This window comes from Plectonema radiosum NIES-515, from assembly GCF_025753815.1.
Classification (GTDB): Bacteria; Cyanobacteriota; Cyanobacteriia; order Cyanobacteriales; family Nostocaceae; genus Hassallia; species Hassallia radiosum_A.
The window spans coordinates 19,012-31,412 of sequence record NZ_JAOWRF010000036.1 but is presented as its reverse complement, the minus strand read 5'-3'; the positions used below and the strand labels follow the sequence as shown (position 1 = coordinate 31,412).

Below are 12,401 nucleotides of genomic sequence, written 5' to 3'. Positions count from 1 at the left end.
ACTAGGTAAAAATTTTTTCATACATCGCCAACTATCTGCAATTACCTGTTGCGATTCTGTACATAATTCAATCTGGTTTAACTTAGCTACATCAGTACTTTCAAACCCTCTAGCCCAAGCTGAATGATGACGACCAGCAGCCATTATCACTACATCACGGAAGTATTTAATCTGCTCCGTATCTTCCGTGAAATGCTCCTGAAGTAGAGGAATCAAAGATTTTTGCAAAATCTCCCGTGCTAAAAAAGCACTTTCAACCGCATGATTAGGACGCTTATTTTTATTTTCAAAAGCTTTAAATTCTGCTTTTAGTTGCTTATCTTCAGGATTATAATCGGTATGTGCTAGCAAATATTTGCGGGGATTTTTACCTTCAAAATCTCGATGGGCAATTTCCTGCCAGCATCTCATTACATCTTGCCATTTAACTTGTAATTTACCTAAATCATGGGTAAATATCGCTAAAAAAACTAAAATTTCAAACAAAGCTTCTGCTTCATTTGCTTCTGCTTCCGGCAAAATTTTGGCTTTGATAAATTTACCACCGGCAACTAATAACTCATCACGAACGCTAGGATAATTAATATCTACAGATTCACCATTTTTGAGAATCTTTGTAGGAAAATTATCTCGCCAACATTTCCACATTAAAACCAAATGACCTACATAATTATCCATCCGATAGCGGTACTGGCTAGAAATTAATCTATCTTTTTTGGTAGGTGAATTAAACCCATTTCCTCGGATATTAACCCCTATTTGCAAGCCAATTTCTTCATCATAGTAAATATAACGAGTATTTACCAAAATTCGATAACAACCAATCAAAAAATCACGCGAATTTATCGGACTCAGTACAGGTTGACTGTAGGTCTCCGACTTCTTTTTTGGTGTTTCAATTCGTTTAAAAATCCAGCCTTTCCCAAAGTCTGTTTTCTCTTGAAAATCTCGCCAAGCTTTACAAAGAGTAGAAACCGGAACAGAAAAAGAAAGTAACTTTTGCATGTCGATTTCTTGATCGTCATCACAATCAATTACACCGGATTCTTCCCAAGTAAAAATACTCCGATTATCTACTTGACGAATCAAATCGCTTGCCGCAGATTCATCACCTCTAAAAATCGCATCTGCAAATCTACTTTCAAACTCCATTTGACTGTTATTTCTACGTCTTAGAGTCAGCAAATCTTCTTGAGAGTGAACCTGATTAATCCATTTTTCTTCAATTCTAAAACCAACATGCTGACTCAGATTTTCTGATTTTGTATGTGCTTGCAAAACTTGCCAAGTCAACTCGCAAGCTTCTTTTTTGTAGGGTAAAAAACTTTCTTTTGGTTTATCTATTTTTTCAGAATCTATGCTTTCTACAGGTGTATCTAGAGACAGTTCTTCGGAATCAAATAAATCAGTATTAGCTAATTCCTGATTATCTTGATTAACCAGCACTTTTCTATAGACCAAAACCTCCCCTATTTCTCCTGGAAACCTCCCACAACGTCCAGCACGTTGTAATAGAGAATTCATCGGACAAAGTTGGGTATGCAATACTTCACAAGTAATATTAATGCCAGCTTCAATTACCTGAGTAGAAATCAAAACTTGACAAGTACCATCATTATTTTTTTGCCAATTTTGAGCAAATATATCTTTCAAACTATTCTCTTTTTTCGCACGATCTTCGGGTAAAAACCTCGCATGAAGAAGAGTAATATTTAAGTCAAAATCTTGATTCAATTCAGATAAATCACGATAAATTCCTTGTGCTTGAGAAACCGTATTACAAATAATAATGACTCTTTGCCGTCGCTGTGCATAAATATCATCCCAGATAACTTGTGCGCTGAGAGGTTGCGACATCGCACGAAAAATTCGACACCGATTAGCTTCAATTACTTTTAAATCAGAGTCTTCAACTCGAATAATTTCCATTATGTAAGGGGAGGTTTTATATTTACTCTTCAATTATCTTTTGAATTTGGGTTGCAAGCTCATCTGTTAGGGTCGCAGTCATTAATAAACAAGGTGAGATCCCTTTGACTTGCTGCAACACCTTTAAAACAGTAGTAAAAGACCGTTCTGGGTCGAGTAAATGCAATTCATCAAATACCAAATAGGACGCAAAAACGGTTCCTGCATTGACATTGGCAGAACCACGACCAACTGAATAAGGAATATTTAAAAAGCTGCTCAACAGCTGGTCAATAGTACAAAAAATAATATCACCCTCAAAACGTGGGTCTTCTGGGTTTTCCCCCGTTTGTAAAGTCACCACCAACTCACGAGACGGAGGATAAAGCTTTTCCCAGTTTGTAACCAACATCTCAACCCGTTGACGCAGACTATTTGCCAGGGTACGCAGAGGTACAACATAGATCAGCTTATTGGGAAAATCGATATCGAACGTTTTAGCAAAAAGAAAAGGTGCGATCGCAGTTTCAGTTTTTCCCGAACCAGTGGGTGCCCGCAGGATGGTCAGCTGGTGCGTTGGGTGGGTCTGGTGACTTGTAGCAACTGGTGAACCCGTAAGGGTATCTTGATGGTTGAGAATGCGTGCGATCGCTTGAGTTTGGAAGTTATGGGGATGATGGGTGGTGAGAGTATGGAAAAGGTGGGGAATGTTCATGGGGATTGGTTGCGATCGCGCTTCATTTTTTAGGCTTTGATGGTTTTGAAGAACGTGCCCACGCATTAGGATTAGAACCACCAAGATTATCTCTCTGCCTGTTTTCCATACTCGGTTTCTGAAATAATTGAATAGAGCTATCTTGTTTCTTGGGTTTATCGTCACGTTTTACTTGTAATGGAGTTGGTAAAATAGGGCGTTTGCTATACTCATTTGTTCCTTTACCATTCCGTTTTAATTCACCAATACAAGGTTCTTGCTTTCGTGCAATTTCCATGTAGCGACTAGAGTTTTCAGATATACCTGTCCAACTCAACATTGCTAGTAGAGATTTAATGCGTGGTAACTCTCTTAATTGTTTAATGCGGGGATTGATATATCCGAGAATATAGCTTTCAAAATTCTGGATGCAGTTATTCAAAATTTTATTTTCTGAATCTAATTCATCAGCTTCAGCCCAATTATTTTCTAAAAATAGACTTTGATATCGTTTTTGGCGATCGCTTAAGCATAATTTTTGATTTTTAATCTTCAACGCTCCCATTCCCAAGGGTTTACCCATCCCTAAAGATAGTCTAAAATTATCATTGTCAGCAATATTTAATACCCAAAGTAAACTTCCTAATTCAACACTACTTAAATTTTCAAATTTCATCGTAAAGTCAAAAGATACATCAGATTTTATAGGTTTTATATCAGTATATTGCAGGCGAGCTTTTTCGATGTTATTTTTATCACTCTCTTCAATCTGCATGAGTTTAGTTTCTCCTTTATGCCAATAAAGTTTATGACCACGAATCACAGTTTCATTCGATTGACTGGCATAATGTTTTAAATCTCTTTCATTATCACTATCCTGAACTAGATAATGTTGAAATGTAGTCGGTTTTGGGGTAGCTAATATTTTGGGAGTGATAGATTTTGTTTTATTGCCACTTAGCCAAATATCTTCATCTGCGGTTTGGTGACATTTCGCATCACTAAAAAATACTCGTCCGGCTTGTTCTTTACCTTGCGTTTTGTGTCGAATGAAGCCAAAAATTGCTTCACTAATATCTACTTTTACGTCTTGAGTTTCAGAGTTATATAAATTCTTGGGGATAAATTCTTTGATTGACTGCTCGTAAGGCAGACGAAACATCATCGTATGTCCAAAAAAGACTAGCTTCCCATCCTCAATTAAGTAAAATACAGGATGCATAGGTTTGAGTACACCATCTTTATCCAAAAGTTTGATTTGTTCTTTTGTAATTTGTTCTTTATAATCCTGAATCATAGAATAATCAAAATTGTCAGGAATTGGTATTAGTGTTGCTTCTTCATCAGGTAAACCAAATACACATTCCATTTTTTTCTTACCTGGCATTCCTCCTGTTTCTACTAACACTCCAGCAGATTTATTTGGATTATGCGGTGGAGTTGCTTTAGCATAATATAAATCGATATAACCTTCTCTACATGGATGCCAAGCTAAAGACTCAACAGATACATTAACTTGACGAGCGTGTTTAATATTGTGCCAAGGACACTTTATTAATTTGGAAATATCCTCAATTGCAATTCTTGCGAATGAAGTTCCTGTAACCAGTTCTTTAGCAGGCTGAATTACCCATCCAGAACCTTGTTGAGTTTGAATTAAATAACCTGCCTGCATTAAGAATATATGTCGATGTTGAGAATCTTCATCGCTTTCTGGTTCTACTTTTTGAAGAAGGCGATCGCGATAAAATATACCTAAAGACGTAGTATCGGCAAAAGCTCGATAAATTAGTTGTCTGTCTGCTACTTGATCTATTTTGCTGTAACTTACAATTTCTATTAAATTATGTAGCATTCCCCTAATACTACTTCCAGGGATAGTTGGGTGATAATTATCTGGATGACTATAAAACGAAGCTAGTATTTTTCGCTTTTCTTCTTCCCATTGTTTTTTTTCCTCTTCTGTTAGTTTATCGTCAGATTTCCCTTCATATTTAGCAAAATCCGATGGAGTCCACCCACAACGAGTATAGAGCGGTGAAGAAGTAATCAGCGTACACTCGATTTTACCTGTATAACGCTGAGAATCATAAAAATTGTGTGGTGGCAGTGGTAACTGTGCTGGTACAACTTTATCGGGTAATTCTACAAAATTATAAGGAGCTACAGCAATCCGATTGGAATCTTTGATTTCTTTAATATGTCTTGGATTCATGATTTAATTCCCTTTGCAGTCAGATTAACCAAACGACTAAGATAAATACGTGCGACACCAGCATCATCATAATCAATATAATGATTTACTTGTAAGCGAACTAGATTTTTTAATTTCCCATCTTCTTCTAGTTCAATATTGGTAAAAGGTACGGCATGTTTGAGTTCTTGCTTTCCATGCCCAAGTAAAGTAAAACCTTCAGTTTCTTGTTTTTGACCATGTGTACCCCAAAGTATTTGATATTCGCAGATACATTCTTTTTTATCCATATGTTCATCTTCAATCAGACGAGCTTTAAAACCCTCATCAGTTTGCCAAAGCATCACTTCAGAATTATCACCAAAAATCCGACATTGCTGTAACGTTGATGGACGTAATTTAGCAAATTGGGGAAATGCGTTATCTGCTGTTATCAAATTTCCATCTTGAAATTTACCCCAAATAACACCATCTTCAGCATGTGCTAATAAAAATTTTAATTTGTATTTACTTGCTTGTTCCTTCAACCATTTTTCCAGGTCAAAATTAGCTGGAACTTCTAAATGCTCGCATTTTGGCTTATTCAATTTTTTACCTCTTGATTTAAAGCAGCAACAAATTCTTCTAAATCTTCAGCATTATCTACATTCAAATGTTCATTTTGGGAATTTTGGGAAATTTTCCAAGTTTTATCACCATGTTTAATAATTGCTTCTTTCCCCTGTAATTTTCCTCGTCCAATACTACTGGTTCCACCTACAGTTAAATCACCAGTCCATAAATCTTTGATTAATAAAAGTAGTAACCCAATTTCATATTTTTCTGGTTGACGCAATTCAAGTTGAATTACTAAACTTGTTTCATCGTTACCAAAAATAGGTTGTTCGTTGAATAAAGCACCATGTAAAGCACCACCAGTAAATCTATCGATCGCAATCCGATTTTGTACTAAATCTGTTACATTCTTGATTTCAACTTCATCAACAATTAAGCGACTTGCTTTCGCTTTTTTTGTCTTTTCATCGGTGAAACCAAACATCTTGTTAATAATATTTGTATCTTTCTTGAGAGTATTAACTATCCTCTCTGCACGATGTCGCAATACACCCGTTAAACTCGTGCCGGATAATATGGATTTTAAATCACCATTACGTCGAGATTTGAGGTGTACGACATCAGGTGCTTTGTCTGTGGATGCTTGTCCAGAACGAATTAATAAAGGACTTGCAAGGGTAAATGTAGCTTGAATAGTTATGCGATCGCGTTTATCTTCTCCATCCACACATATACCCAAAGCATCAGCGATATTATCATGAGTTGGATAATCATTTAAAAAGCCTGTTTCCCAATGAGGGAAGGTTAACCATTTGATACGTTGTTCGTGTTCTCGTAAATCAAATTGCCATACTTGCCATTTTTCCACATGACAGCGACCAAAACCTCGATTTTTCTTGATTCCAATAGAAATTTGACTACTTGTAGAGCTTTCATGTTTTTCTAATCCATGTAATGCTATTACTAATGCTTTTATTAATGTATCTTCATCAGGATTTTTTTCAACAATTAGCTCAAAGTTTAAATTAAACTCAGATCCTGCTTCTAATAATTCCAAATCGTACTTTGCTTTATCTACTGCTGTACGAGTCACACTATCAATTTTGACTCCATCGCGCACTTCCGCCTGAATAGGAGTTGTGCTGACAGCATCATCAATAATTAAAAGACTTTGATTGTCTTTTTCTCTAAGTCCTATTTTTTGTTTTTCTGATAATTTTTCTTCATTATCATAAGCAAATAAATCACCAAACAACTTAGTTGCAACATCATCGCGCTTGTCTCTAATGTTGTAACCCTTATCATACTCGCGCAGGTAGCTTCTTAATGCACCTGCAATAGATGAACCTGTCAATAAAGCATGATTGCTAATGCTATCTCGTAAGATTGCTAAATCAAGAGGACTATCCGCATCACCACTACCTAAACAAGTGGGAGTATCTAAAATTAATTTCCCACGTAAAATTATTCGCTTAATAATGTCGCGATTTGAAGTATGACGCACCTCAATCATTATTTTTCTCCTTTATAATCTTTTTAGCAATTGCCATAATTAAACGAAATGTATACTCTAATGCTAAATACTCATCAATAGTTTTTGGCACATCAACAATTTTGATATATGGCTGACCATTAGCAACTAAATTTTCAGTTTGTTTGTGAGTAAGCCAATCATGAGCTATCCAATCTTTTGGTGATTTGAGCCATTCATGTATTTGCTCATCAAATCTTTTACCTGCATTTCGTTCATCTACATTTAAGCGGGTACGCTCAAACTGACTGCGAGCATTAGAAGGTAAATTTTGTAGTAAATCAGTTATAGGTTGTGCTAATTCTGCTATGGTTTTACTTCTAGATTCTGTTTGATCAAGTTGAGATAGTGCTTGTCTAGTAATAATCATCAATCTTGAAAGTTGATTATTAGAAATAAATTCTCTGCTTATTTCTGTACAACCAACTTTTTTTGTTAGTAAGATATCAAGATTTTTCCTAACAATTCTTGTAGCGATATCTTCTGCTATTTTGAGTGAATCTGGGCTAAGTGATTTTACTGGCTTTTTATGAGTTTCTGGCGAAGGTAACATGACACAATACTCAGTCGTCTCTTCATCTAAGCAGTTAAATACAATTCGTCCAAAGCCTTCTGTTCGACGTTCGCCAATTCCCTGTTCTTCGAGTTTTTGTAGCTGCTTTAAATCTACATCAGCTTTTTTGAAAACAAACACACTTCCTGCTTTTAAAGCTGGTGTTTGCGGTAAAGGTAAACCCCATTTACTGTTAAATCCTCCAACAATCATACTGCTGGCATAAATACCATTTTCTTTAAATTCAAGTTCTCTATTTAACTTTAAATATCTTGATATAGTTTGACATAATACTTCTGACTCTGCTACGCATTGACCGCAATCATCCCGTAATATTGTCTCACTCAGGAGTGTAATTGTGAGATATTCCTTATTTTTTAGACGTGCATTTAAATCGGGTTTAACTTCCGACCAATTCTTATTATCTGAAATTAGTTCAATTATTGTATGCCCGTAACCTGCACTTTGAGAACCACCCAACCAAATATCTTGCGGTTGCAGTAAAGACTCAATAATAATTTTATCTTCTTCCGAATCACAAAGTATCACTCCTTGGAAAATTTGCCCTGCATCTATAGCATCATAACTGAATACTGCACCATTACTTTCAGTACCTTTACCGCGTTTGCGATCGCGTTTATTATGAATGTTAATTCGTCGCTTTACTCGGTAAAGTAATACATCAGAATCATTGACACTGCAAAAATTTTCTTCTAACAGCTTGGGAGATAAATCTTCATTTCGCTCATCAATGAGAATTTTGCTGAAATCATAAACAGGCTTATCCTTTTCTTCAGAAAATTCATCTCCTTTATTTTTATACCAAGAAAGCGGTACAGGTAAAGCACGTCCTTTCTTTTTATCAATAGGATATGCATTTAAATAGCGAGTTTTATCAGCATCAAAAAATAATCGTTTGATGTCTGGAAAACGCTCACTATCTAAAATATCATCAGTTTGTTTGATGTTATTCTGCGGTAACTTTAAATAGCGACCAATTAACGCTCCGCGAATCATGCTACCTAAAATATAGTCATAAGATACGTCACTATTCGGGTCGCCTTGAAGTGATGTTGCCAGAATAGGTTGCTGTGTATGTAGGAAAAAAGTAATTGCTTTCATATCCCTCTCCCGAAGCGTTCAATATAACTAATTTCTTTCGTAAATTCACGATTATCCGGCATCTCCCACAAAGTACACTGCACATGACCTCTACCGCGATTACGTCCACTTCCAACCCTTCTTAAAGCCAGCGTACCTATTATTAAAAGTGCCAAAATATCTTTATCCTCTTCTAAGTCTGCATTTAATTCCTTTGCAAATAACAGCCTTGACTCAAAAGGTAACTCGCGCAAAATTATACGCGCTGACCGCAGACTACGTTCAGTAGAAGAGCCATTTTCTGGGTCAATTGCTGTTTGACGACGGATGGTTGTAAGAGATTCAAGAATATCTCGGTCTGTTAAAGTCGGTTTGTACTCTTTATTTTTACGCTTTTTCTCTAATTCATCATCTAGTTGTGCTGCGATCGCACTTCGCAAATCACTCGGCAAACAAGCATCGCCTACGTGTATAATCGCCTGAGTATCAAGCGTACTACCCGGTTTACCAAACAATTGATCGGAAATTTTCTGCCAATGTTGGCGCTGATTACCATTTCGTATCGCAGCAACTAAATTATCGCACTCCTCACTTAGCAACCCTTTTAAAGTGCGTCCCCGCAAATAAGGGAATCCATAGCGATCGTGTTCTACCTCTTGATCAACTAAACCCGCAACTCCATCACCACGTCCAAAGGTTGTATCACTTAGCAGTTTCATTTTGAGGATGTAGCTACTCATCGGTTGAATCTCCTAAAGGAATATAAAACTCCATCGCTTCAATTGCATCAAAGTAACCGCAGATTCCTTCGTACCAACCTTCTTTTCCTAAGTTGGTATTGGCTTCTGGAAATTTTGGTAAGCTTTCAAGACGGTACAGTTGTCGAAATTGTTTTGTAGCTTCATGTCCTTGACGCAGTACATCACGTAGCGTCATCACCTTGTTGCGTCGATTTTCCCAGTCTTCATGTGTATTCAATTCATGAACGACTTTGGCAAAACCGCTCCAAGTGCGCCACTCATTTTCGCAGCAACCTGAACGCATTGGTCGCATTACTAAAGAAGCAACTTCTTTAAGTTCAGGAATTTGTACTTCATACTCGCGTTTGCGAATCTCATTAATTGATCCAATTAAACCACTTGCTGCAATATGCCAGTCTAGTGCAGAAAATATTGGTTTTTCATAATCATTTGTCTCTTTTTTCATCCATTTTTTAGCTTGACCACACAATGCTTCACTTAATGCATAAGCTTTAGCAAAAGGGTAGTGAGTTTTGACAATTGCAATACCCGCACAAGCGGTCACTTTTCCTTCATTGTCAGGTAAATTATCTGTAAATTCCTCGAATTTATCCAATAACTTTGCAGCAAGAGATAATCCTAAACGTCCGTCGCAGACAAAAGTAATATCATCACCACCGTACACTATAGGGCGAAATGGTAAATAAGTTTTTCCATCTATTTTTTGAAGAGTTATCTTATTTATAACATTTCCTGATTTGTCTAGATACTTAATAACTGCTTGATTATCCTCAATAGTAATTGAGTTAATAACCATTTCTGCTACTGCTCGTAAAGCATTACGTCCAGCATAATTAACTGCTTGAGAGAACTTCCGTATCTTGACAATACAATCTTCATTATTAGATGCAGTTTGCAAATAATTCTGAAAGCGATTTCCTAGCCTGTTGCCATCTGCATGAGCAATCGCTATATAACTGCTATTTCCCTCTGAACGACCTAAATCATCAACATCGTATGGAATTGCATATCCACCCAAATCCAAACCTTTAAAGATAGTATTGAGAAGTTTTTTATTGGCAGGCTCATTATGTCTCCGGTCAACTGTTTTCAGTTTTGCTACTATCTCTCTAGAAACCAAATAACTGTCGTTTTCTGGGATACCATAGCGTTTACTCGTGTCTACTGCGACTAATCCTGTTGAATTACAAGTAGCTGTGACACCCAAACCCAATATTGGCATTGATGGTCTTGGTTTTCGCTTTTCATTTTCCAGCTTTCCTTGGATTAATTTTTTATCAATAACTTCTTGAAGTAACTCTTTATCCCAATCAAGTTTTTCATGGGCAATGACGATATTTAGCCCTGGTGCTTCATGTAGGATTTTCGTAGTTATTTTTTTAGTAAACTCTTTAGCTATTTCTTCGCTTTTAAACAGTAATATTGTATTACCACCACCTGCATAAACTAACTCAGCTGCGATTTTTGAATTTCTAGTAATTTGCGGTGCAAATTCATCTGTTTCCTCATCAAAAATATACACTTTTCCTAGTTCTAACTTCTCTATTTCTAGTAAGCATTCTTTAACCCATTCAAATGTTGCTGACTGCACTAAATATGAACCGCCGATATTCTCACGCAAGCGATTGCTACCAAAAATATATTTTTGGATTCCAGTAGTATCAATTACTGTAGCAACTAAATTATTCATTATTGATCCACCCCTTCAATCCAGGTTTTGAGTTTTTCGGACAAATCTGCAATATCTCCACTGCCAAAAACCATAACTTTAGGGTCATTAATCTGACTCATAAAACGTTTCTTTATGTCTTGCGGCTTATTGTAGTAGCAAACTAAAGCAACCCTTGCCTCATCTCCTCCCATTTGACGCGCTCGATGATACGCTTCAAATAATTTAGATTTACACAAACCACTATCATCACTACTTGTACAGGATATGGCAAAAAGTTGATATCCTCGTAAACATGCAACATCAAATTCAAATTCTATAATATTAGATTTTGGAAAATTGAATGACATTCCAACTTGATCGAGTGAACATTCTTGTTTAATTTTATTTAACTGTTGCAATACATAATCTTCGAGCCAAACTCCCTCAAGCCATTTACATATATCTTGAGGATATTCTTTATCTTTTTTAGGCTTAGGTATTCTTTGTTTTTCTTCTATTTCTTGTTGTGCTACTTCGATTTGTTTTATTGATAAATTTCCTTCAACATTTAGAAAGTTAGATTTTCCTAAGATAGAGGTTATTTCTTGTGATAATTCATGTATAGGTAATGATAATTCTCTTAGATCAGTGGCATTTTTCCAATTTCCAAAATTAAAATACACTTCTGTATCGATATTGTTTTGGCTACTATCTGTTTCTTCTCCCTTTCCGATTTCACGTTTTATTTGAATTCGTTTTACTTCTTCTCTTTGTCTTCCTTCAACACTAAGTTGTTTTTGACACCATTCACACCATACAGAATTGCTGTTAACTATAGCCTTTACTAATTCCGGAAGTGTGACATCAGTTTTAGGTGGTTTGCTAAAAGATAATCCGTGTAATTTAAAGAGTTTTTCTAATGATAATTTTAGTTGCTCCTTTGGTATATCAAATGGAATAGGATTACCTCTCTGGTCAATTAACATTTTCAAACTACTAGAGTCTAAATAGCTAAAAATAGGAGGAGGATTAAGTTGATTTTTACAGTCTTTATCATCAAAGAAAATGAATGCTTGATAGGCATGAGCTGCCATTGCCTTTGTACCACCCGTATAGTTCAATCCAAACTGGTTATTCTCTGGGTGTTTAAATATAACTTCCCGTTGAATTTCCTTAATTTTTTCTCTAATCCTCTTCTTAATTTCGTAAGCATTAGCTTCATTGTTATTCAGAGGAAGCATTTCATTGTCGCTTAAATTTAGCTCATCCTTGATACGTTCCGCAGGCTCTTTCGTCCGTTCGCTGAAAACTAGATAAGGTTTACCACCCTCCTTCAACAGCATTTTCGCTGCAACATAGTTAGGTAAAGGATTCTCACCAATCAGCAAAAACAAGTGGTCTACTTTATACCCATCAAACTCAGATGTACTCATGCGGGAGATGTATCACAAAA

The 12,401-nt window shown here is 36.1% G+C and carries 9 protein-coding genes; all 9 read right to left on the bottom strand.

The window, feature by feature from the left end; genetic code table 11:
• On the bottom strand, window positions 1-1,929 hold a 1,929-nt coding region (cas3, locus tag OGM63_RS02600; protein ID WP_263743942.1), incomplete at its 3' end, for a CRISPR-associated helicase Cas3'.
• Between the two features lie 22 nt (window positions 1,930-1,951).
• Entirely contained in the window at window positions 1,952-2,689 is a 738-nt protein-coding gene (locus tag OGM63_RS02595) for a DEAD/DEAH box helicase (RefSeq protein ID WP_263743940.1), read from the bottom strand.
• On the bottom strand, window positions 2,646-4,817 hold the full coding sequence (locus OGM63_RS02590) for a TIGR03986 family type III CRISPR-associated RAMP protein (protein WP_263743939.1): 2,172 nt from the start codon (window positions 4,815-4,817) through the stop codon (window positions 2,646-2,648). The genes OGM63_RS02595 and OGM63_RS02590 overlap by 44 nt, the downstream gene beginning before the upstream one ends.
• Window positions 4,814-5,383 carry a type III-D CRISPR-associated protein Csx19 gene (csx19, locus tag OGM63_RS02585; protein WP_263743938.1) on the bottom strand — a complete coding sequence of 190 codons (570 nt, stop codon included), beginning with the start codon at window positions 5,381-5,383 and terminating at the stop codon, window positions 4,814-4,816. The genes OGM63_RS02590 and csx19 overlap by 4 nt, the downstream gene beginning before the upstream one ends.
• Window positions 5,380-6,864: an RAMP superfamily CRISPR-associated protein gene (locus OGM63_RS02580; protein WP_263743937.1), complete on the bottom strand. Its 1,485-nt coding sequence runs from the start codon at window positions 6,862-6,864 to the stop codon at window positions 5,380-5,382. Before OGM63_RS02580 ends, csx19 begins: the two co-directional genes overlap by 4 nt.
• On the bottom strand, window positions 6,857-8,557 hold the full coding sequence (locus OGM63_RS02575) for an RAMP superfamily CRISPR-associated protein (protein WP_263743936.1): 1,701 nt from the start codon (window positions 8,555-8,557) through the stop codon (window positions 6,857-6,859). Before OGM63_RS02575 ends, OGM63_RS02580 begins: the two co-directional genes overlap by 8 nt.
• A complete protein-coding gene (locus tag OGM63_RS02570; protein ID WP_263743935.1) occupies window positions 8,554-9,276 on the bottom strand; it encodes an RAMP superfamily CRISPR-associated protein in 723 nt (240 codons plus the stop codon). Before OGM63_RS02570 ends, OGM63_RS02575 begins: the two co-directional genes overlap by 4 nt.
• Entirely contained in the window at window positions 9,269-10,987 is a 1,719-nt protein-coding gene (locus tag OGM63_RS02565) for a Cas10/Cmr2 second palm domain-containing protein (RefSeq protein WP_263743934.1), read from the bottom strand. The genes OGM63_RS02570 and OGM63_RS02565 overlap by 8 nt, the downstream gene beginning before the upstream one ends.
• The gene (locus tag OGM63_RS02560) at window positions 10,987-12,381 is read right to left on the bottom strand and encodes a PDDEXK family nuclease (RefSeq protein WP_263743933.1); all 1,395 of its coding nucleotides are present in this window, start codon (window positions 12,379-12,381) and stop codon (window positions 10,987-10,989) included. Before OGM63_RS02560 ends, OGM63_RS02565 begins: the two co-directional genes overlap by 1 nt.
• Between the last annotated feature and the right edge of the window lie 20 nt (window positions 12,382-12,401).